General features: G+C 28.7%; 24 protein-coding genes. 17 read left to right on the top strand and 7 right to left on the bottom strand.

The window, feature by feature from the left end:
• Positions 1-49: 49 nt before the first annotated feature.
• The 4 genes from mobA to glmM form a co-directional block, all read right to left on the bottom strand.
• Positions 50-652, bottom strand: coding sequence for a molybdenum cofactor guanylyltransferase MobA (gene mobA / locus CRV01_RS01645; RefSeq protein ID WP_129006429.1), 603 nt, complete (start codon positions 650-652; stop codon positions 50-52).
• Positions 652-1,932, bottom strand: coding sequence for a 3-isopropylmalate dehydratase large subunit (locus tag CRV01_RS01640; protein ID WP_129006427.1), 1,281 nt, complete (start codon positions 1,930-1,932; stop codon positions 652-654). The genes mobA and CRV01_RS01640 overlap by 1 nt, the downstream gene beginning before the upstream one ends.
• Before the next feature lie 62 nt (positions 1,933-1,994).
• On the bottom strand, positions 1,995-2,465 hold the full coding sequence (gene lspA / locus CRV01_RS01635) for a signal peptidase II (RefSeq protein WP_129006425.1): 471 nt from the start codon (positions 2,463-2,465) through the stop codon (positions 1,995-1,997).
• The gene (glmM, locus tag CRV01_RS01630) at positions 2,462-3,796 is read right to left on the bottom strand and encodes a phosphoglucosamine mutase (RefSeq protein WP_129006422.1); all 1,335 of its coding nucleotides are present in this window, start codon (positions 3,794-3,796) and stop codon (positions 2,462-2,464) included. The genes lspA and glmM overlap by 4 nt, the downstream gene beginning before the upstream one ends.
• 84 nt (positions 3,797-3,880) lie before the next feature.
• Here glmM and rpsT point away from each other — a divergent pair, with 84 nt between their 5' ends.
• The 14 genes from rpsT to rpsI all read left to right on the top strand — a co-directional run bounded on the left by rpsT (position 3,881) and on the right by rpsI (position 15,752).
• Positions 3,881-4,141 carry a 30S ribosomal protein S20 gene (gene rpsT / locus CRV01_RS01625; protein ID WP_129006420.1) on the top strand — a complete coding sequence of 87 codons (261 nt, stop codon included), beginning with the start codon at positions 3,881-3,883 and terminating at the stop codon, positions 4,139-4,141.
• A gap of 56 nt (positions 4,142-4,197) precedes the next feature.
• Positions 4,198-5,265 carry a peptide chain release factor 1 gene (prfA, locus tag CRV01_RS01620; RefSeq protein WP_129006418.1) on the top strand — a complete coding sequence of 356 codons (1,068 nt, stop codon included), beginning with the start codon at positions 4,198-4,200 and terminating at the stop codon, positions 5,263-5,265.
• Positions 5,266-5,379: 114 nt separating this feature from the next.
• Positions 5,380-6,435, top strand: a complete 1,056-nt coding sequence (locus CRV01_RS01615; protein WP_129006416.1) for a substrate-binding domain-containing protein — start codon at positions 5,380-5,382, stop codon at positions 6,433-6,435.
• 134 nt (positions 6,436-6,569) lie between these two features.
• Positions 6,570-8,285 carry a bifunctional diguanylate cyclase/phosphodiesterase gene (locus CRV01_RS01610; RefSeq protein ID WP_129006414.1) on the top strand — a complete coding sequence of 572 codons (1,716 nt, stop codon included), beginning with the start codon at positions 6,570-6,572 and terminating at the stop codon, positions 8,283-8,285.
• Between the two features lie 119 nt (positions 8,286-8,404).
• Positions 8,405-8,716 (top strand): SHOCT domain-containing protein, encoded by a 312-nt coding sequence (locus tag CRV01_RS01605; protein WP_129006412.1) that lies wholly within the window; start codon positions 8,405-8,407, stop codon positions 8,714-8,716.
• 135 nt (positions 8,717-8,851) lie between these two features.
• Positions 8,852-9,781, top strand: coding sequence for a phosphate ABC transporter permease subunit PstC (pstC, locus tag CRV01_RS01600; protein ID WP_129006410.1), 930 nt, complete (start codon positions 8,852-8,854; stop codon positions 9,779-9,781).
• Positions 9,778-10,962 carry a phosphate ABC transporter permease PstA gene (pstA, locus tag CRV01_RS01595; RefSeq protein ID WP_129006408.1) on the top strand — a complete coding sequence of 395 codons (1,185 nt, stop codon included), beginning with the start codon at positions 9,778-9,780 and terminating at the stop codon, positions 10,960-10,962. Before pstC ends, pstA begins: the two co-directional genes overlap by 4 nt.
• A gap of 15 nt (positions 10,963-10,977) precedes the next feature.
• Complete coding sequence (gene pstB / locus CRV01_RS01590; RefSeq protein WP_129006406.1) at positions 10,978-11,745, top strand: phosphate ABC transporter ATP-binding protein PstB; 768 nt, start codon at positions 10,978-10,980, stop codon at positions 11,743-11,745.
• A complete protein-coding gene (locus CRV01_RS01585; RefSeq protein WP_129006404.1) occupies positions 11,745-12,413 on the top strand; it encodes a PhoU domain-containing protein in 669 nt (222 codons plus the stop codon). The genes pstB and CRV01_RS01585 overlap by 1 nt, the downstream gene beginning before the upstream one ends.
• 3 nt (positions 12,414-12,416) lie before the next feature.
• Positions 12,417-12,821, top strand: coding sequence for a phosphate-starvation-inducible PsiE family protein (locus tag CRV01_RS01580; RefSeq protein ID WP_129006401.1), 405 nt, complete (start codon positions 12,417-12,419; stop codon positions 12,819-12,821).
• Positions 12,814-13,488, top strand: a complete 675-nt coding sequence (locus tag CRV01_RS01575; RefSeq protein ID WP_129006399.1) for a response regulator transcription factor — start codon at positions 12,814-12,816, stop codon at positions 13,486-13,488. The genes CRV01_RS01580 and CRV01_RS01575 overlap by 8 nt, the downstream gene beginning before the upstream one ends.
• Positions 13,482-14,861, top strand: coding sequence for an ATP-binding protein (locus tag CRV01_RS01570; protein ID WP_129006397.1), 1,380 nt, complete (start codon positions 13,482-13,484; stop codon positions 14,859-14,861). Before CRV01_RS01575 ends, CRV01_RS01570 begins: the two co-directional genes overlap by 7 nt.
• Positions 14,862-14,937: 76 nt before the next feature.
• A complete protein-coding gene (gene rplM / locus CRV01_RS01565; RefSeq protein ID WP_129006395.1) occupies positions 14,938-15,357 on the top strand; it encodes a 50S ribosomal protein L13 in 420 nt (139 codons plus the stop codon).
• A gap of 5 nt (positions 15,358-15,362) precedes the next feature.
• Positions 15,363-15,752, top strand: coding sequence for a 30S ribosomal protein S9 (rpsI, locus tag CRV01_RS01560; RefSeq protein ID WP_129006392.1), 390 nt, complete (start codon positions 15,363-15,365; stop codon positions 15,750-15,752).
• An 88-nt stretch (positions 15,753-15,840) separates the two neighbouring features.
• On the opposite strand, the gene CRV01_RS01555 is transcribed toward rpsI, so the two are convergent.
• Entirely contained in the window at positions 15,841-16,764 is a 924-nt protein-coding gene (locus CRV01_RS01555; RefSeq protein WP_129006390.1) for an AEC family transporter, read from the bottom strand.
• Positions 16,765-16,857: 93 nt separating this feature from the next.
• Here CRV01_RS01555 and CRV01_RS01550 point away from each other — a divergent pair, with 93 nt between their 5' ends.
• The 3 genes from CRV01_RS01550 to nifJ all read left to right on the top strand — a co-directional run bounded on the left by CRV01_RS01550 (position 16,858) and on the right by nifJ (position 22,804).
• Entirely contained in the window at positions 16,858-18,369 is a 1,512-nt protein-coding gene (locus CRV01_RS01550; protein WP_258238282.1) for a peptide-binding protein, read from the top strand.
• 78 nt (positions 18,370-18,447) lie between these two features.
• Positions 18,448-19,092, top strand: a complete 645-nt coding sequence (locus CRV01_RS01545; RefSeq protein WP_129006388.1) for an HAD family hydrolase — start codon at positions 18,448-18,450, stop codon at positions 19,090-19,092.
• A gap of 112 nt (positions 19,093-19,204) precedes the next feature.
• Positions 19,205-22,804 (top strand): pyruvate:ferredoxin (flavodoxin) oxidoreductase, encoded by a 3,600-nt coding sequence (gene nifJ, locus CRV01_RS01540; RefSeq protein WP_129006386.1) that lies wholly within the window; start codon positions 19,205-19,207, stop codon positions 22,802-22,804.
• Here nifJ and CRV01_RS01535 read toward each other — a convergent pair.
• A complete protein-coding gene (locus CRV01_RS01535) occupies positions 22,796-23,755 on the bottom strand; it encodes a hypothetical protein (protein WP_129006384.1) in 960 nt (319 codons plus the stop codon). The genes nifJ and CRV01_RS01535 overlap by 9 nt on opposite strands.
• Positions 23,748-25,496, bottom strand: coding sequence for an AAA family ATPase (locus CRV01_RS01530; RefSeq protein ID WP_129006382.1), 1,749 nt, complete (start codon positions 25,494-25,496; stop codon positions 23,748-23,750). Before CRV01_RS01530 ends, CRV01_RS01535 begins: the two co-directional genes overlap by 8 nt.
• Positions 25,497-25,631: the final 135 nt, after the last annotated feature.

The raw sequence follows: 25,631 nt of genomic DNA, 5'->3' as shown, positions 1-25,631 counted from the left end.
AAGAGTATCTAAAAACAAATAATACAAAACTTATAAGTTTAACAAATAACTAATAAATATCATTAGTCTTACTTATAATTTCCAATGCCCTTTGATACTCATCTTTTTCATTAAGATTAATAAATTCATCATCATCTAAAAACTCTACATAATTTGTTTTAAGCTCTTTTAATAGGAAACCAACCTTATGAAAGTCTTCTTTTAACATTTTATTAACTAAGGGTTGAAGCTTATGCTTTTTAAAAATTCCACAAAGGTTATGGACTCTGTCAGTCTTTGCAACTGTAATGTCATAATTATTAGATTCTTTTATAATTTCTTTTATTGATTCAAGTTTTACTAAAGGAGTATCAACTGTTATTATAAATATTTTATCAAAGTTTAGTTTTGAAAATATAGATTGTAATGCTGCTATTGGAGAATAAATTTTAGCTTCATCAAGAAGCAATTCTTCTTTTGAGATAAAATCAAATTTATCTACTTTTGATGATAAATATACATTTTCAAATAGTTTTTTTAGTTTTTCGTATTGATATTGGGTAAGTGTACTTGAAGTAGAAAAAGGAAGAAGAGATTTATCTTCTCCCATCCTTGAGCTTTTACCACCACAAAGAATAACGCAAGGGATATCTTTTAGCGGTGTTCTGTTCATTATAAACTTCTTGGGTCAGTTATATATCCAGAAATAGCACTAGCTGCTGCAACAGCTGAGTTTGCTAAATAAATTTTAGAAGTTCTTGAACCCATTCTTCCTACAAAGTTTCTATTAGTTGTAGATATACAAACTTCTTCATCACCTAAGATTCCCATATATCCACCTAAACATGCTCCACAAGTTGGATTTGAAACAACAGCACCTGCATCTACTAATGTATCAATATATCCTGCTTTTGTAGCATCTCTAAGAATCTTTTGAGTACCAGGAGTTAAAATCATTCTTACATGTCTTGCAACTTTTTTACCTTGCATAATTTCAGCAGCTACTTTAAAGTCTGATAATCTACCATTTGTACATGATCCAATAAATACTTGATCAACTTTAATTTCATCTGCAACTGCTTGAGAAACTGAATGTCCATTATCAGGTAAGAATGGATATGCAATTACTGGTTCTAAATTAGCTACATCAATTTCAAGAACTTTAGTATAGTTAGCATCTTCATCAGAGTAATGAATTTTTGGTTCTGCTCTTAAACCATTATTTGCTTCAGCAGTTTTCTTTAAAAACTCTTCAGTAATTTCATCATATGCAAAAATACCATTTTTAGCACCTGCTTCAATAGCCATATTACAAATAGAGAATCTATCGTCCATAGATAAATACTGTACTGTATCACCTGTAAACTCTAAAGTTTGATATAAAGCTCCATCAACCCCTAGCATTCTAATTACTTCTAAGATAATATCTTTTCCAGATACATATTCACTTGGCTTTCCAGTCATTACAACTTTGATTGATTCTGGAACTTTAAACCAGTTACCACCAGTAATCATTCCAAATGAAATATCAGTTGAACCCATACCAGTAGAAAATGCTCCTAATCCACCATGAGTACATGTATGAGAATCTGCACCAATAATTACATCACCTGGTAAAACTAAACCTTTTTCTGGTAGTAAAGCATGTTCAATACCCATATCTTTTTCATCGAAGAAGTGTTTTAAATCATGTTTTATTGCAAAATCTCTAGAAATTTTTGCTTGATTTGCAGATGCAATATCTTTTGCAGGGATAAAGTGATCTAATACAATTGCAAAACCATCTGGATTTGCTAATTCTTTAAATCCTCCTTCTTCAAACGCTCTAATAGAAATAGGAGTTGTAATATCGTTTCCAATTACCATATCAATTGGACTTCTTACAATTTCTCCTGCGTAAACCTCTCTTCCAACGTGTTCACTAAATATTTTTTCTGTTATTGTCTGACCCATAAAAACCCCGTTTTAATATTTTTTTCTGGATTATACCTAAATAAATATTTAAGTCCCAAATTTTATTTTTCTATTTCTTTTTTCTTTTCTTCTCTTATTTCTTTTATTTGCATCAAAATTAAAATAGCAACTGCAATATTAATCATTACATCAGCTATATTAAAAATTGCAAATTCAAAACCATAGTGCCAATAAAAATAATCCACCACTGCACCATATGTAAATCTATCTAAAATATTTGATAATCCTGCTGCATAAAGAATAGATATTGGTATAAAATATTTATAAAAAATTTCTTTATTTTTCACTAAATATATTGTTGCAACAAGTGCAATTAACAATTGAATATACTTTAAATATCCTTCTAAGAATTCAAACATTGAAAAAGCTACACCATAATTATATGCTAATTTCAAAGACATATATGCTCCATCAACTTCCCACGAAAAATTTACAAAAGCATATTTGACAAATTGATCAAACAAAAATATAGCTATAAAAATAATTATTGATAATTTATACTCTTTTCTCATAGAACTTTTTCAATAAACTCTTTTAATGTTTGCATTGACTCTTCAACTTCTTTTTTATTTTTACCTTCTAAAAGAAGTCTTATTTTATTTTCTGTTCCAGAATATCTAATTAGATCTCTAATACCTTTTTTTCTAATTGGTTCTAAAATCTCCTCTAGTCCATCAATTTCTTCTAAAGGTTTTTTTTCACTAACTTTTAAATTAACTAAAAGTTGTGGATAAAGTTCAAATGGGTTTAATGCAACACTTGCTTTTTGTTTTCTTCTTAAAATCAGTGCTAATACTTGAAGTGCAGAAGCTAAACCATCACCAGTTTTAGCTACATCAGAGAAAATAATATGACCACTTTGTTCACCACCAAAATTAACTCCTTTGTCTTTCATCTGCTCTAAAACATTTTTATCTCCCACGTTTGATCTTAGAAGTTCTAAGTCATGTGCATTTAAATAATCTTCTAATGCTTTGTTAGACATTACAGTTGCTACACAAGCGTTTCCTTTTAAAGTATTTTCTTCTTTTAAGAAAGTACAAAGAGCACCAAGAAGTTTATCACCATCTACAACTTCTCCTTCTTCATCTACAATAACTAATCTATCAGCATCACCATCAAGGGCAATACCAATATCAGCTCTATACTCTTTTACTACTTTACCTACATTTTTAGGATATAAAGCACCACATCCATCATTGATGTTATATCCATTTGGTTTATCATTTAATGTAATTACATCCGCACCTAATTCATCTAAAATAGTAGGTGCTACTTTATATGCTGCACCATTTGCACAGTCTAAAACAATTCTCATCCCTTGTAATGATAAATCATTAGGAAAAGAACTTTTAATTGCAACTATATATCTTCCAATAACATCATCAATTCTTTTAGAAGAACCAATATTTTTCCCAGTTACTGTTCCTTCTTTTAATACTTCATCATCAAAGAAAATTTTCTCAATATTTTCTTCGCAGTTAGTACTTAGCTTATTTCCATGGTTATCAAAAAATTTAATACCATTATCTTCAAAAGGGTTGTGAGAAGCAGAAATCATAATTCCAGCATCACATCTCATACTTTCTGTTAAATAAGCAATTGCAGGAGTAGGCATAGGACCAATCTGAATTACATCATAACCTACTGAAGTAAGACCACTTACAAGTGCATTTTCAATCATATATCCACTTCTTCGTGTATCTTTTCCAACTAATATTCTTTTTGTTGTTGAATGCTTTCTAAAGTAGATTCCAGCAGCCTTTGCAAGTTTTAATACAGTAACTGCATCTAAGAACTCACCTGCTAATCCTCTAACTCCATCTGTTCCAAATAGTTTCATTAAATCTTCCTAAATTTAAACTAACTTTAAAGTTATTTAGATAATATTCTATCCTTTAAAATTTTACAAAGAGGTTAAATAATTATGGCAAATCACAAATCTGCTGAGAAAAGAGCGAGACAGACAAAAGTTAGAACAGAAAGAAACAGATTCTACAAAACTAGAATTAAAAATGTTACTAAAGACGTAGTAGCTGCAATTGAAGCTGCAGACAAAGACAAAGCAGTTGAAGCAATGAAATCTGCTAACAAATACATCCACCACTGTGTATCTAAAGGTATCCTAAAGAAAGGTACTGCAGCTAGAAAAGTTTCTAGACTACAAGTACAAGTAAACGCTATATAAGTATAAATTCAAATATTTTATTCGAGTCTATATAAATATAATAAATACTAACAAATATGCTACAAGATAAACTAAAACCATTTATAGACAGATATGAAGAGATCAATAAATTATTGATCTCTCCAGATATCACTTCTGACATAAAAAGAATGACTGAGCTTTCAAAGGAACAATCTAGTATTGAACCAATTGTTAACAAAGCAAAAGAGTATATCAAAGTTGTAGAAGATATTCAAGAAAACAAAATAATGCTTGAAGATCCAGAACTTGGAGAACTTGCAAAAGAGGAAATTAAAGAATTAGAAGCTTCAAAGCCACAGCTTGAAGAAGAGATTAAATATCTAATGATTCCAAAAGATCCTAATGATGACAAAAATATCTTTCTAGAACTTAGAGCAGGTACTGGAGGAGATGAAGCAGCGCTTTTCGTTGGTAATCTTTTTAGAGCTTATATCAGATATGCAGAAAATAATGGATGGAAAGTTGAAATCATGAACCAAAGTGAAAGTGAAGCAGGTGGATACAAGGAAATTGTAGCTTTATTTAAAGGTGACCATGTATATTCAAAATTAAAATTTGAAGGTGGTACACACAGAGTTCAAAGAGTACCAGCTACTGAATCACAAGGTCGTGTCCATACGTCAGCAATTACTGTTGCCGTTATGCCTGAAGTTGATGATGTAGAGATTGAAATCAACCCAAATGATTTAAAAATTGATGTAATGAGAGCAAGTGGAAATGGTGGACAATCAGTAAATACTACAGACTCTGCTGTAAGAATTACTCATATTCCTACTGGAATTGTTGTTACAAACCAAGACCAAAAGTCTCAACACAAAAATAAAGATAGAGCAATGAAAGTTCTTAAAGCAAGACTTTATGACCTTGAAATGCAAGAGAAAATTCAAAGCGAAGGTGCTACTAGAAAAGAACAAGTAGGTACTGGAGATAGAAGTGGAAGAATTAGAACATATAATTATCCACAAGGAAGAATATCAGATCATAGAATTAATCTAACTTTATATAGATTAGATGCAATCATGAATGATGGTCTTTTTGATGAAGTAATTGATCCTCTTATTACTGATTATCAAACAAGACTTATTGAAGCAAATGGGCTATAATAGCCCTTTTGCACTCTTACAAAATAACTAATACACAAAAATAATCCTTTAGTAACCAAGTTGTAATCAACTACTTATATACTTCCATATCATAATTAAAATATGGAGACAAAAATGACATTAAAGAAAACTACAATTGCTTTACTAGCAAGTGCTGCGCTTACTGTATCATTAAGTGCAAGAGACCAAATCAAAATCGTTGGATCATCAACAGTATATCCTTTCTCATCTGCAGTAGCTGAAGAATTAGGTGCAACAACTAAATTCCCAACTCCAGTAGTTGAATCAACTGGTTCAGGTGGTGGTATGAAACTATTTTGTGCTGGAAATGATTTAAATACACCAGATATCACAAATGCATCAAGAAGAATGAAAACTAAAGAGTTCACAATGTGTGAAAAAAATGGAGTTACTGATATTACTGAATCTGTAATTGGTTACGATGGTATTGCATTTGCACAATCAAAAGTTAATCCTGCATTTAATATTTCAAGAGAGCACTTAGCATTAGCAGTTGCAGCTGAAGTACCATCTAAAGATGGAAAAAAATTAATTGCTAACCCATATAAAAAATGGTCTGACATTGATGCTTCTTTACCTGATAGAGAAATTATTGTTTATGGACCACCAAAATCTTCTGGTACAAGAGATGCATTTGAAGAGTTAGTAATGCAAAAAGTATTCAAAAAAATGTCTGTATATACTGACCTTTATAATGCTGATAAAAAAGCAAATAAAAAGTATAAAAAATACTCTGTAATTAGAACTGATGGTGTTTATGTTCCATCTGGTGAAAATGACAACATTATTGTTCAAAAACTAAATAAAAATACTAATGCATTTGGTGTTTTTGGTTTCTCTTTCTTAGTTGAAAATGATGATAAATTAGCTGGTGCAACTATTAATGGTGTAGCTCCAACTCCAGATACAATTTCTTCTGGTGAGTACCCAGTATCAAGATCACTATTCTTCTATACTAAAAACTCTCATAAAAAAGATGTTCCTGCTATGAACAAATATATTGAGATGTTTATGTCTGAAAACATGATTGGACCTGATGGAATTTTAACTGAAATTGGACTAATTGCTTTACCAGACGCAGATAGAACAAAAATTAGAAAAGCAGTAATGAATTCTAAAAAACTTAAATTAGAAGATTTAAAACACTAATCTCTTTCCCTACTAACAAAATTAAAAGAAAGCATCTCTGCTTTCTTTTAATAGCATTAAATATGAACTTTTATTCTGCCCGCGAACACAAAATAAGAGCTCATATTTAATACTATAAAAAAGAGGTAAATCCTATGTCAGCAAAAATTGATGTTGACAAACTCGACTTCGCTTTTCAACCTATCGTAAATACTCACACAGGTAAAATTTTTGCTGTAGAAGCTTTAATTAGAAATGTTGAAGAACTAGAGTTTGAATCTATTTTCCATTTTTTTGATACTTTAGCTAATAAAAAGATACTTTATAAAGTAGATATGCTTTTACGAAAAAAAGCTATTAAAAAATACAAAAAAATAGAGATAAATAATCTAAAACTATTTTATAATATTGATAATAGGCTTTTTGCAATGCCAGATTTTCAATTTGGTGAAACATCAAAACAACTTGAAAAATATGAATTAAGCAAAGATGATATCTGCTTTGAAATAACAGAACATAGTTCTTTAGAAGACCAACAATTAATTAAACACATTGTAAGTACATATAAATCAAAAAATTATAATATCGCTTTAGATGATTTTGGTACAGGAATCTCTGGACTTCATTTATTATATTTATCAGATACTAATTTTATTAAAATAGATAAGTTTTTTATTGAAAATATTCATAAAGATGCAAAGAAAAGACTATTTTGTGCTTCAATTGTAGAAATGGCTCACACTATGGGCATAAAAGTTATAGCTGAAGGTGTTGAAACTAAAGAAGAATATTATGTATGCAAAGAGATAAAAGCAGACTATATCCAAGGGTACTTAGTAGCAAGACCAAGTACAAATATAAAAGATATAAAAAAATATTATTCAAAAGAAAATATTTTTAATAAAGATAGAAGAGTTTCAAGGGGAAATTTTATTGATAAATCTTTTATTGACAAAATTGATCCACTAAATGTAAATGCAAGTTTACATGAACTATTTGTTTATTTTAAAGAGCATACTTTAAATACTTTTGTTCCTATTATTGATGATAATAAAAAAATTTTAGGGGCCATTTACGAAGTAGATATTAAAGAGATCTCATACTCTCAATATGGATTATCATTAGCAAAAAACGACTCATTTAAAGCAAAACTAAAAAACTATATTAAACCTGTTTTGGAAATTGATTTAAGTTGGGGGATTGATAAAGCCTTAGAAATTTTTAATATGAGAAATGATGCACAAGGGGTATTTGTTTCAAAAGATGCTAGATATTATGGATTTATAAATCTTAATAATCTTTTATCTCTTTCATATAAAAGAAACCTTGAAATAGCTCAGAATCAAAATCCCCTTACTAAACTACCAGGTAATAAACAAATTGAAAACTTTATTTCTACTGCATTTAAAAATAATCAACATACTCAAATAGTATATTTTGATTTTAATGACTTTAAACCCTTTAATGACACTTATGGTTTTAGACAAGGTGACCGTGCAATTTTAATGTTCTCTGAAATCCTTCAAAAAAATATCTCAAGTGAAAACTTCATTGCCCATGTAGGAGGAGATGACTTTTTTGTAGGTTTTGTTAATAGTAACTACGACTATGTTTATGAAGTTATTAAAAATGTACAAGAAGAGTTTAGAATAAATGCAACAAGCCTTTACAATGAAAAAGATATAAATAATGGCTATATGACATCAAAAGATAGATTTGGAGTCGAAAGAGAATTTAAATTATTAAGTGTTAGTTCTGCTATTATTGAAATTGTTGAAAATAGCTCTTTACAACAATTCAATTTATGTCTTGGAAGTATTAAAAGTGCTTCAAAAAAAAGTATAACTCCTCTTGGTGTCTCAATATTTTAATTCTACAATTTATACACTTTTAGATAATAATATTAAATATATTTTTGTAAGATATATTGTTAAATATTATTTTAATGATTTTTCTTATAAAATAACAAAAAAATATATTAGGAGAAAAAATGTTAAAATTTAAAAAGGTACTTCTTGTTACATTAATTGTGACTTCACCAATTTTTGCTTTTGATTTTGGAAGTAAAATGGATCAATTAGCAGACAATGTTTCAAATAGTTTATTTGACAAAGCTGTTGACGGAGTAAATAACTCACTTGAAGGAAATTCAAAACAACCTACTCAAGTTAATAATACTACAACAACATCTAAAAGTAGTAAAATGCAACAATTAAAAGAGCTTGTAGAGATGAAAAAACAAGGTTATATTACTAACCAAGAATTTAACGAACAAAAGAAAATAATTCTTTCACAAAAATAATTCAAAAGAGGGAAAGCAACTCTTACTTTCCTTCTTTACAATACTTAAATCTTATCTCTAAATTTATACCACCTTGTAACCATCATGTAACTATTGTCTTGTAGAATTACGAAAATTTAAACACAAAGGGTAGATTTGCATTCATTTGAATCTAAAAATAAATCAACTGAATTAAAAGAGAACCTTATTAAAGGTGCATTGATTACAGCTTCTGTTATCTCAATCCTTACAACTTTTGGTATTCTTTTTTCAATTCTATTTGAAGCAATAGCCTTCTTTGAATTAAGAAGTTTTTGGTACTTCTTAACAGGAACAGAATGGTCGCCAGGTATTGCTGGAAGTAAATTTGGTGCCATACCAATTTTTGCTGGAACAATGATGATTACATTCATTGCAATGTTTGTTGCAATTCCTATTGGGTTAGGTAGTGCTGTTTTTATGAGTGAGTATGCTTCTCACGAAACAAGATCATACTTAAAACCAATGTTAGAAGTTCTAGCTGGTATTCCTACAGTTGTATATGGTTTCTTTGCTGCAATTACTGTTGCACCTTTAATTGTAAAAGCTGCTTCTGCAATAGGTTTAGAAGCTACTTTTAACTCAGCTTTAGCATCAGGTGTTGTTATGGGAATTATGATTATTCCTGTAATTTCATCATTATCAGATGACGTTATTAAAGCAGTTCCTGATTCTCAAAGAAAAGCCTCACTTGGTCTTGGTATGACACAAGGGGAAACAATTAAAAATATTGTACTACCTTCTGCACTTCCAGGTATCATTTCTGCTTGTATTCTTGGTTTTTCAAAAGCAATTGGAGAAACAATGATTGTTGTTATGGCAGCAGGATTAAGACCAAACCTATCATGGAACCCATTAGAGGATATGACAACAGTTACAGTAACAATAGTAAACTCACTTGTTGGTGACTTTGAGTTTAATTCACCAGAGACTTTATCTGCATTTGCACTAGGTCTTATGCTATTCGTTGTTACTTTAATACTTAATATTATTTCATTAAGTTTAATTAGAAAATTCAAAGAAAAATATAAAGTGAATACATTATGATTAAAAGAAAAAATAAGAATAAAAATAACCCATTTTATGATCCTACACTTTCAAAAAGACATAGAAGCTCTAAAAGATTCAAAAGATTCACTCTTGCATCTTTACTTTTTTCAATTGCATTTTTAGCATTTTTTCTTTTTGATATTATAGGAAAAGGAAGCCCTGCTTTTGAACAAGCATATGTTAATGTAGAAGTGACATATAATGAAGCTTCAATGAAAAGTTATAGAAAAGCTATTGATAGAAAATATAACAATATTGTTTCAAGAGCATGGCTTAGAACACTTCCAATGGAAATGAAAAAAAACCCAGAACTTATGGGTACAAAAGTTAAAATGTGGGTACTTGCAGATGATCAAGTTGACCAATACTTAAAAGGTCACTACTACAAATTAAAAAGAAAAGATAGAGTTTTAATTGATGATATGAAAGAAACTGGAGATGTTGAACTAAAATTCAATAAAATTTTCTTTTTAAATGGTGACTCAAAAACACCAGAATTTGCAGGTCTAAACTCAGCAATTATTGGTTCTATTTTAACTTTAATTATTACAATGCTTGTTGCTTTTCCTATTGGAGTTATGACAGCAGTATATTTAGAAGAGTTTGCAGATGATAACAAATTTACTCAAACAATTGAAGTTAATATTAATAACCTTGCAGCAATTCCTTCAATTCTTTTTGGTCTTTTAGGTCTTGCAATCTTTATTAACCTTTTTGGAATGCCAAGATCATCACCTTTAGTTGGTGGTTTAACCCTTGCACTTATGACCTTACCTATAATTATTGTAAGTTCAAGAGCAGCTTTAAGAGCAGTCCCAGATTCAATAAGACAAGCAGCATATGGTTTAGGTCTTACAAAAATTGAAGTTACAAGAGACCATGTTTTACCATTAGCATTTCCTGGAATATTAACGGGTTCAATTATTGGTTTAGCACAAGCAATGGGTGAAACTGCACCATTAATCATCATTGGAATGATTGCATTTATCCCAGATTCACCAGAGTCTATATTTCAAGCAGCAACTGTTATGCCTGCACAGTTATTTACTTGGGCTGGTATGCCAGAGAGAATGTATATAGAAAAAACAGCAGCTGGGATTATGGTGTTATTAACAATTTTAATTTCACTAAATGCTCTAGCAATTTATCTAAGAAAAAAATATGAAGTTAAGTGGTAAGAAGGAATAAAAAAGATGTCAAATAATAGTATAAAAATAGATGTAAACGAATTAAATTTATGGTACGGAGATAATCATGCACTTCATAATATCACTGTTCCTTTATATGAAAACAAAATTACAGCATTAATTGGACCATCAGGATGTGGTAAATCTACATTCTTAAGATGTTTAAATAGAATGAATGATTTAATTTCAAGTGTTAAAATTGATGGTTCTGTTGTTATTGATAATAAAAATATTTATGATAAAGACGTAGATGAAGTAAGTGTTAGAAAAAAGATTGGAATGGTATTTCAACAACCAAATCCATTTCCTAAATCTATTTATGAAAATGTAGCTTATGCACCTTTAAAGCATGGTCACGTAAAAAAGGGAAAGGCTTGTGATGAGCTTGTTGAAAAAGCACTTATTGATGCAGGACTTTGGGATGAAGTAAAAGATAAGTTACAAGAACCTGGTACTTCACTATCTGGTGGTCAACAACAAAGACTTTGTATTGCAAGAACGATCGCAGTTATGCCAGAAGTTATTTTAATGGACGAACCAACATCAGCACTTGACCCTATCTCAACTGAGAAAATTGAAGCATTAATGTTAGAGTTAAAAAAGAAATATACAATTATTACTGTAACTCATAATATGCAACAAGCAGCTAGAGTTGCTGATTATACAGCATTTTTCCATTTAGGAAAACTAATAGAATATGATGAAACAGAAACTATTTTTGTTAATCCATCTAATAAAAAAACAGAAGACTATATTACAGGAAGGTTCGGATAATGTTAAAACCATATATTGAAAGCATTAATAAAATAAAAGAAGAGATAAAAAATATTGGAGAAGAAATTTCTCATGCAAATAAAATCTCTTTGTCTGCTTTAAAAGAGAATGACTCATCAATGTTAAAAGATGTAAATCTATCTTTAAAAAAATTATCTACAAAATCAAATGAGATTGATAATTTAATAGTTAAAACTTTAGCCCTTTATTCACCAGAGGCAAAAGATTTAAGAGAGATGGTTTCATATTTAAAGATTACAAATGAATTAATGAGAGCAGCAGCTTACTCAAAAACATTTGCTAAAAACTTTAGAAAATCATTTTCTCAAGAACTAAATGCAGATGCAATTTTAGAGTATGCAATTCCTTTATTAAAGACATCTAACCTTGCACTTAATACAGCCATTGAGATGATTGGTGAAGATGATGAAAAAATTATTGAAGAAAAATTTAATAAAGTATTAGTTGAAGATAGTAAAACAGATGATTTATATGCAATGATTGAAAAAAATATCTTAAAACTAATTACTAAAAAAATTGAGCTTTCTAAAGATTATTTTGAAGTATTAAGTTCATTAAGAAGATTAGAAAAGATTTCAGGAAGAGCTTCTTCTATTGCTAATCTTTTAGTATTTGCAGAAGTTGGTGGAGACTTAGAAAACGTATAATAAATGAAAGCCATTCAAAAAATAAAATCATACTTCAACTCAAATTATGAAGTTTCTGCAGCTATAATTATCTTTACGATAGTTTTAGTTGCAAAACTAGAATTTTATAAAACAATCATCTTAATGCTAGAATTCATAGTTTTAATGGAAGTAGCTAAGATGATTTCAGACTTTATAAAAAAAGAAAAATTAAGACTTAGATTTGTTATTGATATCTTTATTATTTTTCTAATTAGAGATGTTATCATCTATACTTCCCATGCAAATAAAGACTATTTTACTATACTATTTCTACTTTTTGTTATTTTTGTATTCTTTATTTTTAGAATATTAGCTATAAAATACTCTCCAGGAATTGTTAAATTACAAAAAGAATCTATCCAAGGGAAAAAAGAAGAAGATGAGTGATAAGTTAATACTAATAGTTGAAGACGAAGAGGATATTTTAGAACTTTTGGAATATACACTTCAAAAAGAAGGTTATGAAACAATTGGTTTTTTAAGTGTAAATGAAAAGTTAGAAAAAGTTTTAGATGAAGAACATATTGATTTAATACTTATGGATAGAAACCTTCCAGGGATAGATGGAACAGAATTTATCAATAAAATAAAAGAAAAGGGATACAACTCTCCTGTTATTTATCTAACTGCAAAAGATAAAGATGAAGATATTCTAGATGGCTTTGATTCCCATGCAGATGACTATATAACAAAACCTTTTAAGATACAAGAATTACTTGCAAGAGTTAAAGCTGTTATAAAAAGAAGTTCCAAAGATATTGATGTTTTAAAAATTAGAGATATCACATATAAAGCAGCAAATAAAAAGTTCTTTATTGATGGAAATGAAATTGAACTTACTCATTTAGAGCATGATTTATTATTAGAGTTTATTAAAAATAGAGATATTCTTATGACAAGAGAACATTTACTTGAAACTGTTTGGGAAGACTCTTACGATAAAAAACTAAAAACTGTAAATGTTGCAATTAAAAGATTAAAAGCAAAAATCGACCCTGATAATAAAAAAGAGTACATCAAATCTATAAGAGGAGAAGGTTACTTATTTTGTTAAAACTTCATCAGTTATTTTTTAGAACTTTTTCTTTAATCTTTTTACTTGTATTAATTATTATAAGTGCCACAACATACTATTGGTCAAAAAATATATATTTAGATCAAATTGAAAAAAATTTATCTCAAAATATAGATTCTCTTTCATTAAATCTAACTTCCTTTAAAAATCTTGACTACATAATTAAAACCTTTAAAGCTAAAACTGGACTTAGAATTACTATTATCGATGAAGAAGGTAAGGTTATAGCAGATAGTGATAGAGATATTAAGACTATGGAAAATCATTCAACTAGATATGAAATCATTCATGCAAAATATGAAGGTTATGGAAAAAAAATTAGATTTTCACATACTTTAAATGAAGAGCTTTTATATGTAGCAAAAAAGATAGTTATTGATGATGAAATATATTATTTAAGACTTGCAGACTACACTACTAAAATCATTGAAAACTTTACTAAACTATCTTTTCAAATAATTGCTTTTATTTCTATGTTTATAATTGTTGCATTCATTGCAACATATTTAATAAGTATTAAAATTAGAAATGAAACAAATGCTATTTTAGGTTATTTAATTGAGCTAAGTAACAAAAAGCCAACTTCAGGTATCTATTCAGATTTTTCAGAAGAGTTTTATAAGATTACAAGACTTTTAAACAAAGTAGCTTCTAAATTAGCAAAAAGAGAAAAACAAAAATCAAAACAAACTGCAAAATTGAAACTTGCAAATAAACAAAAAGATGAAATCATTTCTGCTATTTCCCATGAATTTAAAAATCCTATTGCAGTAATCACAGGATATAGTGAAACTATTCTTTCTGATAAAGATTTACCAGAAGCAATGAAAGAGAAGTTTTTAAAGAAAATTCATTCAAATGGTATAAAGATGTCTCATATTATTGATAAACTAAGACTTACTTTAAAACTTGAAGAAGGTAAACAACAAATACTTACAACTAAATCTTCTATTTTACAAATTTGTGAACAAGTGGTATCTGATTTAAATGATAAATATCCTAATAGAGAAATAACTATTGAAGCAAAAAAAGATTATGAGTTTAATATTGATGAAACCCTATTTAGGATGGCTTTAGAAAACTTAGTTGAAAATGCTTTAAAATATTCAGAAGATGAAGTAATAGTAAGTTTTGATGAAAAGCAAATTAGTGTTAAAGATAGAGGAATTGGTATTAGTGAAACTGACTTAAAAAGCATTAGGCACAAATTCTATAGAGTATCTCAAAATGGTTGGAATAACTCTCTAGGGCTTGGATTATTTATAGTATCTTCAATTGTTTCTTTACACAATTTTTCATTGGAAATAAAGAGTGAACTTACAAAGGGTTCTGAATTTATAATAAAATATTAAAAAAGACTTAATTTAAGTATTATTTAAGTAACACTACACTATTATTCCACCTCATTAACAAAATCGGAGAAAATAAATGAAATTTACTCAAATGGCAAAAGCTAACGAAATCGAAAGAGATTGGATAGTAGTTGATGCAACGGATAAAGTGTTTGGTAGAATTATTACTGAAGTTGCAACACTATTAAGAGGTAAACATAAACCTAGCTATACTCCAAATGTTGACTGTGGAGACAACGTAATTATCATCAATGCTTCAAAAGCAAAGTTCACTGGAGCTAAATTAGAAGATAAAAACTATTATACTCACTCAGGATACTTTGGAAGTACTAAGACACACAAGATGTCAGATATGTTAGAAAATAACCCTGAAAAACTATATAAATTAGCAACAAGAGGTATGCTTCCAAAAACAAAACTTGGAAAAACAATGCTAAAAAAATTAAAAGTATACGCAGGTTCAGAGCACCCTCACACTGCGCAAATTAAAGGATAAGACTAATGGCAAAAGTATACGCAACTGGAAGAAGAAAATCTGCTGTAGCTAAAGTATGGTTAGAAAACGGTACTGGTGAAATTACAATTAATGGTCAAACTTTAGACGCATGGTTAGGTGGACACGAAGCTATTAAAAAAAGAGTTATGCAGCCACTAGAAGTATCTAAACAAGAAACTTCTGTAAATGTTGTTGTAAAAACTGTTGGTGGTGGTTATTCTGCACAAGCTGACGCTGTAAGACATGGTATTTCTAGAGCTTTAGTTGCTTATGATGAGCAATTCAGAGCTATCTTAAAACCTTTCGGATTATTAACAAGAGACGCAAGAGCTGTTGAAAGAAAGAAATACGGAAGAAGAAAAGCAAGAAAATCTACACAATTCTCAAAAAGATAATCTGTACTTTACAAATTATTTTTTGCAATTGTGCAAAGCTTTTACAAGGAGGGACTTTTGTCTCTCCTTTTTTTATGCCTAAAAAGTACTAACTCATATACAAATAAATCACAAATGGAATATAAAATAAAGATATAACAGTAGAAACAAAAACTGTAAAAGACATTTTTTCAGGCTTAACATCTAATAAGGTTGCAACTGTAACTGTATTTCCAGCAAGTGGAACAATTGAAAATAAAAACATTACCATATAAAGACCATCATTTAAGTACATAAAATAGTTTTTATCTAAAAATATAAATAACAATACAGAAGCTGGCCAAATTACAAATTTAATAAACATTGCATAAGAAACAAATTTTATATCTAAGGTTTGCCCTACTTTAATTTTTTCCATTCCCATACCTAAAAGCATCATGCCTAAAATAGCATAAGCTCCTTTTAGATAGTTTGAATAATCAAATAATAGCTCAGGCATAGAAAAACCGCTAAGATTTAATACTAATCCTAAAAGAAAAGCATATAAAACAGGAAGTCTTAGTACCTTTTTTATACTCTCTTTAACTGTAAAATTACCCTTTGCCGTTATATAATATCCTACTGAATTTTGATAAAGAATTGAAGCTAAAACAGTAAAAATAAAAATATCAACTAAGTTTGGCTCTAAAAATAAAATTGCTAAAGGAATTCCTATGTTCCCTGTATTTCCAGTCGCAGTACTAAAGGCTAATAAATTTGCTGTATTATCACTCCAAACTCTTTTAAAAATAAACAATAATAAGAAAGCCAAAATAGAACTAAATATAAAAAAGTACAAAGGAAGAAAGGCTACAGTTAAATCAAGCTTTACATTTAATGTGGCATTAAAAACAATAAGTGGAGCTAAAATAAAAAGTAAAATCTTTGCAATTGTTTCTTTATTTGCACTAAGTAAAGCGGTACTTAAAAACCCTAAAATAATACTTATGTATAAAGGAAGGATTTTACTTAAAAGTGTAAGAAATACAGTCATCTAATATCTTTATTTTCTGTAATAATATCAAAAAAAGATGTAAAACTTATGTTTTACTAATATAAAAAGTATTAATAGGATATAATTTTTTGTATGAAAAACCTTATATCTATTTTATTAATACAAATTCTATTTTCACTATATATTTTTGCAAGTACACTTAACCTTTCAATGACTTCAAGTCCAAGTCGTTTAAATCCTATTTTATCAAATGATACTGCTAGCTCTCAAGTATCAGGATGGCTATTTAATGGACTATTTAAGTATGACAAAGATGGAAATATAGTTAATGATATTGCTTCTTCATATAAATTTGAAAGTAATACTAAACTTCTAATAAACTTACGAAAAGATGTACTTTGGCATGATGGAGTTAAAGTAACTGCTCATGATGTTGTTTTTACCTATGAAAAGGTTATTGATCCAAAGGTTTTTAACTCTATTGTTTCAAACTTCAAAGAAGTAGAAAGTGTAAAAGCAATTGATGATTATACACTTGAAGTAATCTACAAAAAACCTTATTTTAAAGCCTTACATATTTGGCTAATAGGTTTACTTCCTAAACATATTTTAAAAAATGAAAAAAATCTAATGACAAGCTCTTTTAATAAAAATCCTATAGGAAATGGTTCTTATAAACTTGATTCATTTAAAAACTCTTCGGATATTATTTTAAAGGCAAATGAAGACTATTTTGAAGGTAAACCTAAAATTGATAATATTCATTTCAAGTTTCTTCCAAGTCCTGATACTGTTTTTCTAATGCTTAAAGAAAACAAACTAGATGTAGGAGGATTAACTCCACTTCAAATAGATAGACAAATTGATAGTAAGTTTAAAAAAGATTTTAAAATAGTTGAAACTCAAAGTTTTTTATATGACTATTTAGGTTTTAATCTTAGAAATAAAAAATTCCAAGATAAAAGAGTTAGACAGGCTTTATCTTTAGCTATAGACAGGCAAGAAATGGTTGATATTCTTTTCTTTGGACATGGAAAAGTTTGTAATGGTCCTTTTTTACCTGGAAGTTTTGCTTTTAATGATGAAGTTAAACAAATAAAACAAAATCAAAAAAAAGCAAAAGAACTTTTAAAACAAGCAGGTTATGATGAAACTAATCCTTTTAGTTTTGAAATAGTTACAAATACAGGAAATGAGATAAGGCTTAATGCAGCACTTATTATGCAATATCAACTTGCAAAAATTGGAGTAAAAGCCAAAATCAAAGTAATGGAATGGCAAGCTTTTTTAAATACAGTTGTTCATCCAAGAAAATTTGAAACTATACTTTTAGGTTGGAGTTTAGCTCTTATGCCAGATGCTTATCCTCTATGGCACAGTGATTCAGATAAACTTGGAAGATTTAATCTTGTTGGATATAAAAATTCTACAGTTGATAAACTTATCGAAAAAGGGTCCCTAACAATTGACCAAAAAAAATTAAGTTTGATATATAAAAAACTTTTCAAAATTATAAGTGATGATTTACCTTATTTATTTTTATATATTCCAAATTCAATTACTGTTGTAAACTCTAAAATAAAAAATGTAGAACCTTCTTTTATAGGGGTTATGCATAATCAAAAAGACTGGATTAAACCATAAAAAATTAGTTTATTTTTTAAATATGCTTGTAATGAATTTTATACTATATTATAAATAAAATTTTAGGGCGGCATAATAGTGGAAAAAATTATCCTTTTTGATTTAGATGGAACTTTAATAGACTCAACAGAAGCTATAACATCTACATTTCATCACTCATTTAAAGAACTAAATTATAATTTTCAAGGAACTGATGAAGATATAAAATCTTTAATCGGACATCCTTTAGATATTATGTATCAAGAATTAGGTATTGACAAAGAAGTTGTATGGGATTTTGTTGATTCTTATAAAGACAGATATAGACAAATATCAAGACAACAAACAGAATTACTAGAGTTTGCAAAAGAGGCAGTTGAACTAGCAAATACTTTTGCAAGACTTTCTGTGGTTACTACTAAAACAGGACTTTATAGCCAAGAATTACTTGAACACATGGATATCATGAAGTACTTTGAACATATCACAGGAAGAGAGCATGTGGAACATCCAAAACCACATCCAGAACCAATCCATAGAACTTTAGATTTAATGCAAATCAAACAGACTTGTGATATTTGGATGGTAGGAGATACAGAACTTGACTTAATAGCTGCACAAAGTGCTGGTGTTAACTGTGTTGGTGTAACTTGTGGTTATGGAAAAGAAGACTCTTTAAAAGAGCACACACCTTTTATAGTGAAAAATCCTCTTGAAGCAGTAAAACTAATAAGAGATATGTAATCTTTTATTAGTTTATTACTTTTAAATTAACTTTATCTATTTACTATTCATACTTTTTTAAGTTTTATTTAATTATTATCTATTTATAGACCTAGAGTTATAAGGATAGATAATGAATAAACAGTTTGCTACAATGGATGGAAACGAAGCGGCGGCATATGTTTCATATGCCTTTACTGAAGTAGCAGGAGTATATCCTATTACACCCTCTTCTCAAATGGGAGACAATGTTGAGAAATGGGCTACACAAGGTAAACAAAACCTTTTTGGTTCTACTGTAAAAGTTATTGAAATGCAAAGTGAAGCAGGTGCGGCTGGGACTTTTCATGGTGCTTTACAAGCAGGTGCTTTAACTACAACATTTACAGCTTCACAAGGATTATTATTAAAAATTCCAAATATGTATAAAGTAGCAGGACAATTATTACCTGGTGTTATACATGTTAGTGCAAGATCTCTAGCAACACATGCCTTATCTATCTTTGGTGATCATCAAGATGTTATGAGTACACGAGCAACTGGTTTTGCTATGCTTGCAACGGGTTCAGTTCAAGAAGTTATGGACTTAGCAGGAGTTGCTCATCTAAGTGCCATAAAAGGACGAGTTCCATTCTTACACTTCTTTGATGGTTTTAGAACTTCACATGAAATAAATAAAATTGAAGTAATGCCCTATGAAGAGTTTGACAGATTAATTGACTATGAAGCAGTTCAAAAGTTTAGAGATACTTCACTTAATCCCGAATCACCAATTACAAGAGGAACTGCTCAAAATGATGACATCTACTTCCAAGGAAGAGAAGCTGCAAATAGATATTATGATGCTTTACCTGATGTTGTAAATGAGTATATGAAAGAGATTTCTAAAATCACTAAAAGAGATTATGCTCCATTTACATATTATGGACATAAAAATGCAACTGATATAATTGTAGCAATGGGTTCAGTAACTGAAACTATTAAAGAAACAGTTGACTACTTAAACCAAAAAGAGAACAGAAAAGTAGGACTTCTTACAGTTCATCTTTATAGACCTTTTTCTGCAAAGTATTTTATGAATGTTTTACCTTTAAGTGTTGAAAGAATCTGTGTAATTGATAGAACAAAAGAACCAGGAAGTTTAGGAGAACCATTATATCTTGATGTAAAAGCTTTATTCTATGGACAAAAAAATCAACCTAAAATCATAGGTGGAAGATATGGACTTTCTTCAAAGGATGTACCACCAAATCAGATTATTGCACTATTTGATAATCTAGCAACTATAAATCCAAAAGATAACTTCACAGTTGGAATTATAGATGATGTAACAAATACATCTATTGAGGTAAAAGAGAATATTTCAGTTGTAGAAGATGTAAATGAGTGTTTATTTTATGGACTTGGAGCAGATGGAACTGTTGGAGCAAATAAAAACTCAGTAAAAATTATAGGTGACAAAACTGAGCTTTATGCACAAGCATACTTTGCTTATGATTCTAAAAAAAGTGGTGGGTATACAAGGTCACACTTAAGATTTAGTAAAAAGCCTATTCGCTCAACATATCTTGTATCAAATCCAAGTTTTGTAGCCTGTTCAAAAGAGATTTATTTGGAGCAATATGAAGTTGTAGATAAACTAAAAGAGAATGGTACTTTTTTATTAAACTCAATTCACTCAAAAGATGAGATAGAGAATAAACTACCAAATAGAGTTAAAAAAATACTTGCAGATAAAAACATCAAGTTTTATATCATAAATGCCACAAAACTAGCCCATGATATTGGACTTGGAAATAGAACAAATACTATCATGCAAGCTGCCTTTTTCAAATTAGCAAATATCATTCCCTATGAAGAAGCAAAAGAGTATATGAAAGAGTATGCAAAAAAAGCTTATGGAAACAAAGGTGAAGAGATAGTTAAAATGAACTATCTTGCAATTGACCAAGGAGAACATGGAGTTGAAGAAGTTGAAGTAAAAAAACAATGGGCAGAATATGAAGCTAAAGAGCTTGTGATAAATAGTGATTACAAAGGTTCTCAATATGTAGAAAACTTTGCAAAAATCGTTAATGCTGCAAAAGGCGATGAAATTCCAGTTTCCACAATAGTAGATCTAGGAATGGAGTGTGGTACCTTTGAAAATGGTTCAACAAAATATGAAAAAAGAGGTATTACAACGATGGTTCCTCAATGGAATGAAGATACCTGTATTCAATGTAATCAATGTGCTTTTGAGTGTCCACATGCTGTAATTAGACCATTTTTATTAGATGAAAAAGAGTATGAAAATGCTCCAAATGGAGTAAAAGAACACTCACTTGATGCAAAAGGAAAAGAGTTTAAAGGCAAAGATTTAAAATATAAAATCCAAGTATCTATCTTAGACTGTACTGGTTGTAATATCTGTGTTGATATTTGCCCTACAAAAGAGAAATCACTTAAAATGGTTCCATATGGAATAGAAGATGAAAATAATGAACAAGAAAATGCTGATTATTTATTTAATGACGTCTCTTATAAAGACTATTTAGTTGAAAAAAACAATGTGAAAAACTCTCAATTTGCGCAACCTCTTTTTGAATACCACTCTGCTTGTCCAGGTTGTGGAGAAACTCCATATATTACTTTAGCAACGCAACTGTTTGGGGATAGAATGATGATTGCAAATGCAACGGGATGTTCTTCTATTTACTCTGCTTCTGCTCCATCAACACCTTATACAAAAAATGCAAAAGGTGAAGGTCCAGCATGGGCAAACTCTTTATTTGAAGATACTGCTGAATTTGGTTATGGAATGCATGCAGCAAATGAAGCTATTAGAAATAGAATTGCAAGAATTATGCTAAAGAGTATGGATGAAGTATCTAATCCTTTGAAAGTACTTTATAAAGAGTGGTTAGAACATAGAAGTAATGGAGTTAAAACTCAAGAAATAAGAGACAAACTTGTACCTCAACTTGAAAATAATCAAGACCAAGATGGAGTGAAAGAATTACTATCTCTAAGAAAATATCTTGTGAGAAAATCTCAATGGATGATTGGTGGAGATGGTTGGGCTTATGATATTGGATATGGGGGTGTTGACCATGTTTTATCAACAGGAGAAAATGTAAATATTCTTGTTGTAGATACAGAAGTTTATTCAAATACTGGTGGACAATCATCAAAAGCTGCAAGGGCTGGTTCTATTGCAGATTTTACAAATGATGGTAAGCCAAATGCTAAAAAAGATTTAGGCTATATCTCTATGACATATGGAAATATCTATGTAGCTCAAATAAACTCAAGGGCAAATCAAAAACAAGCAGTACAAGCTATGAAAGAAGCAGAAGCTTATGATGGACCGTCTTTGATTATCTGTTATTCTCCATGTATTGCCCACGGTATTCAAGGTGGACTTATGAAGTCAGTTGAACAAGGACAACTTGCAACTGATTGTGGATATTGGCCTATTTATACTTTTGATCCAAGAAAGATAGATGAAGGGCAAAATCCTATTAAAATATTTGGTAAAAAACCAGATTGGGATAGATATGAAGAGTTTTTATTAAGGGAAAATAGATATAGGTCTTTAAAGAAACTAAACCCCGAACATGCTGATGAACTACTAAATAAAAATAAAAAAGATGCTCAATATAGATATAGACAACTTCAAAGATGGGCTTCAATGGATTATAGTGATGAACTAGAAGTAAGTGTTATAGAAGAGACTAAGGCTTTAAACTAAGCCTAGTTCTTCACTTATATCTTTAATTAGTTTTGAAAATGGCTTTTTTGATAAATCTTCATCCTCTTCAATTAGATTAAATATATCTTTTTTTATTTGTTGATATGGAATGCCTGTTATGTCTTGCAACTCTTTTAGTCTACTATCTGGATAAAGTTCTGCTTTTTCTATCATCTCATAAACTATATCTTTATGAGCTTTATATCTTTCGTTTAGTTTGAAAACTTCAATATACTTTTTATACTCTTTTGAAAACTGTTCTTTTAGACTAATATCAATATCATCTTTATCTTTTACATGCAAATCTTTACAATTTTTATCTAAGTATAATTTGAACTTTACTTTTTCGTGAAATTTAAAGTCTTCACTATTTGGAGTAATAGTATTTATCATATTTACACTACCTTTTACTTTTCTAGAGTTACAAGTAGCACATGATGGAATAAGATTACAAAAAGACAAGGCTAAATAAGGATAAGTACCTTTATCATAGAAATGGTCTAACTGAAAAGTAGACGTGTATACACCCTTTTGTTTTTCAAAGTTTGTTATAAAATCCTTGTTGCAATAAAAACAAGTTCTAAAATTAAAGTTATCTGTAAAAAATGGCGTTATTACATCGCCTTGAAACTTATTTTCATATTTAAATAAATCTTTTACTTTTTGATATAAATTCTTTTTTTTCTTTTCTGTTATTTTAGAAATTTTATACTCTATATCAGCTACTATATCTTTTAGGCTATCAGTCTTAACTAATACAATATCTTCTAAAGAATAATCTTTAAACACATCTTTTAAAGTACCAGTAGTTTTTATATATCTTTTATACCTATCTTCTAAAGACTCACCATTTTTGCTATCAAACTTACTTTTGTTTAAAGATGCTAAATACTCTTTTTTTATATCAAGATTTTTATCTTTTAAATGATTTTCATAGTTTAGGTTAGTCATTGTCTAAAAACTTTCTTACTGTATCTTCTCCAAACTCTTCAACTAACTTTTTTAATTTTTTTTGTTTGTAGTTTTCTTTATCAAATACTTTTTCAAGCTCATCTAAATAGTTTTTTATAACCTTTTGTAAAAAGGGCTCACCTATTATTGATTGAATATAATAATATTTATCTTTTCTTCTAAGAAAGTAATCTATCCATGCCTTTTTGGCTGATGTATTATTTTGAATTTCATTTTCACTCTTTTTAACAATCTCATAAAACCTTTTTATTCTCTCAATTTTACTTTTTGCAAATTCACCCATAAGTCCATTTTTCATAAAAAAACCATGAGATAGAAGTGTATGGATATTTGCTCCAAAAGTATTAAAATCTTCCATTTTTTCAGTTGCATTTATACAATTTCCAGTTTTTTCATCTTTTTCTAAAAAAATTATACTTTCTTTTGGAATATCTGAAAGAATAAATGAAGAATGTGTTGTTAAAAGTAGTTGTATTTTATTTTGATAGTTTTTCTCAAAAAACTGAACAAGAAAATAAATATATTTTTTTTGCCAATTAGGATGTAATGATTTTTCACCTTCATCTATTAATATGATACTATCTTTGTTTTCAATTTTCTCATATATCCTACTAAATATAAGCAAAAACTCAAACTCTCCATCACTTAAATTGGTATCAAACCTAAAATCAAAAATATTATTTTCTTTTGAGAAATAATTATCCTTTGAAGATATTAGCCTTCTATACCTATTAATAAAGTTTTTATCTAATTTTTCAATTTTTATTGTAAATTCATTAAAGTACTTATTTGATTCAAAAGAGTTTTCTAAAGAATTAACTATAAAGTTAATATCTTCTTTATCTGAAGGAGATAGATAAAGTAAAAACATATCAATAATATCATCTATTGATTGAGGGCTATTATTAGAAAAGAAAATACTGGCGAAAGAATTATTTAAATCTTCATTATATGTAAAAATATTTGCTATAATTAGATAAAACTTAACTCTTTTAAGCTTATTTTCTTTTATTTCATAATCTAAGTTAAAAAAATTGTTTTCTATAAAACTTATATTAAATGATTCATCTCTTTCTATCTTACTTTCAATTATTTTGTCAAAATAGTCTGTATCTTTTAAACTAATTGTAAAATATTTTGGGGTATTAAAAGGCAATCTAATTTTTCTATTTTTTAATAAATTAATGATTATTTGAGTATTTTTATCTGATTCTAAATAACTTATGTTTATAAAATCATACCAATATGAATCAAGCTTTTTTTCTTTATTAACAAAAAAATATTTTTGATAGTTTTTAAAAAGGCTATCTCTCAGACTTAAATTATTTTCATTTAATTCTTTCAGCTGCGTTACCCCTATTCTCAAATAGTTGATTGAAAAATTATCTAAATAAGAATTTTTTACAATTAATTCTTTTCCATTATAATAAATAATTAGTTTACTTAAATTTCTATTCATATTTGTAACAATATCTAAAATTGTACTCTTACCACTCCCATTCTCACCAACAATAGCAGTTATATTAATATTTTCAGGAAATATACTTAGGTAATCTTTATTCTCTTCTATTATAAGTTCACAATCATCCTTTAAGAATTCATCTCCATTTTCATCTTTTTCATACTCTGGCTTAAACTCACACCTAAACTTAGGAGAAAAGTTAAACCCTTGTCTTTTTATATTTTTATACTCTTCTACCCACAGATATACTAATTCCATAAATTATTCCATTATTTTTTATAATCATATTTAAAAACTCTTTTTATACAACTTATTTATCCCTTAAAAGATTACTACCTATACAAAAGTTTAGAAACTATACAGCCAAATTCACACTACTTTTTACTAACTTGA

Origin of the sequence: Arcobacter sp. CECT 8983 (assembly GCF_004118855.1) — a bacterium.
Taxonomy (GTDB): Bacteria; Campylobacterota; Campylobacteria; order Campylobacterales; family Arcobacteraceae; genus Halarcobacter.
Note: the sequence above shows the minus strand (reverse complement) of the source record. Positions and strands in the feature narration are given on the sequence as shown.

Bases quoted from the DNA above. Each gene is read 5' to 3' on its own strand.
- CRV01_RS01585 (WP_129006404.1), top strand. From the start codon at position 11,745: ATGTTAAAACCATATATTGAAAGCATTAATAAAATAAAAGAAGAGATA.
- CRV01_RS01605 (WP_129006412.1), top strand. From the start codon at position 8,405: ATGTTAAAATTTAAAAAGGTACTTCTTGTTACATTAATTGTGACTTCA.
- rpsI (WP_129006392.1), top strand. From the start codon at position 15,363: ATGGCAAAAGTATACGCAACTGGAAGAAGAAAATCTGCTGTAGCTAAA.
- CRV01_RS01530 (WP_129006382.1), bottom strand. From the start codon at position 25,496: ATGGAATTAGTATATCTGTGGGTAGAAGAGTATAAAAATATAAAAAGA.
- pstA (WP_129006408.1), top strand. From the start codon at position 9,778: ATGATTAAAAGAAAAAATAAGAATAAAAATAACCCATTTTATGATCCT.
- lspA (WP_129006425.1), bottom strand. From the start codon at position 2,465: ATGAGAAAAGAGTATAAATTATCAATAATTATTTTTATAGCTATATTT.
- CRV01_RS01640 (WP_129006427.1), bottom strand. From the start codon at position 1,932: ATGGGTCAGACAATAACAGAAAAAATATTTAGTGAACACGTTGGAAGA.
- glmM (WP_129006422.1), bottom strand. From the start codon at position 3,796: ATGAAACTATTTGGAACAGATGGAGTTAGAGGATTAGCAGGTGAGTTC.
- CRV01_RS01550 (WP_258238282.1), top strand. From the start codon at position 16,858: ATGAAAAACCTTATATCTATTTTATTAATACAAATTCTATTTTCACTA.
- CRV01_RS01610 (WP_129006414.1), top strand. From the start codon at position 6,570: ATGTCAGCAAAAATTGATGTTGACAAACTCGACTTCGCTTTTCAACCT.
- prfA (WP_129006418.1), top strand. From the start codon at position 4,198: ATGCTACAAGATAAACTAAAACCATTTATAGACAGATATGAAGAGATC.
- nifJ (WP_129006386.1), top strand. From the start codon at position 19,205: ATGAATAAACAGTTTGCTACAATGGATGGAAACGAAGCGGCGGCATAT.
- CRV01_RS01580 (WP_129006401.1), top strand. From the start codon at position 12,417: ATGAAAGCCATTCAAAAAATAAAATCATACTTCAACTCAAATTATGAA.
- rpsT (WP_129006420.1), top strand. From the start codon at position 3,881: ATGGCAAATCACAAATCTGCTGAGAAAAGAGCGAGACAGACAAAAGTT.
- pstB (WP_129006406.1), top strand. From the start codon at position 10,978: ATGTCAAATAATAGTATAAAAATAGATGTAAACGAATTAAATTTATGG.
- mobA (WP_129006429.1), bottom strand. From the start codon at position 652: ATGAACAGAACACCGCTAAAAGATATCCCTTGCGTTATTCTTTGTGGT.
- CRV01_RS01615 (WP_129006416.1), top strand. From the start codon at position 5,380: ATGACATTAAAGAAAACTACAATTGCTTTACTAGCAAGTGCTGCGCTT.
- rplM (WP_129006395.1), top strand. From the start codon at position 14,938: ATGAAATTTACTCAAATGGCAAAAGCTAACGAAATCGAAAGAGATTGG.
- CRV01_RS01535 (WP_129006384.1), bottom strand. From the start codon at position 23,755: ATGACTAACCTAAACTATGAAAATCATTTAAAAGATAAAAATCTTGAT.
- CRV01_RS01575 (WP_129006399.1), top strand. From the start codon at position 12,814: ATGAGTGATAAGTTAATACTAATAGTTGAAGACGAAGAGGATATTTTA.
- CRV01_RS01555 (WP_129006390.1), bottom strand. From the start codon at position 16,764: ATGACTGTATTTCTTACACTTTTAAGTAAAATCCTTCCTTTATACATA.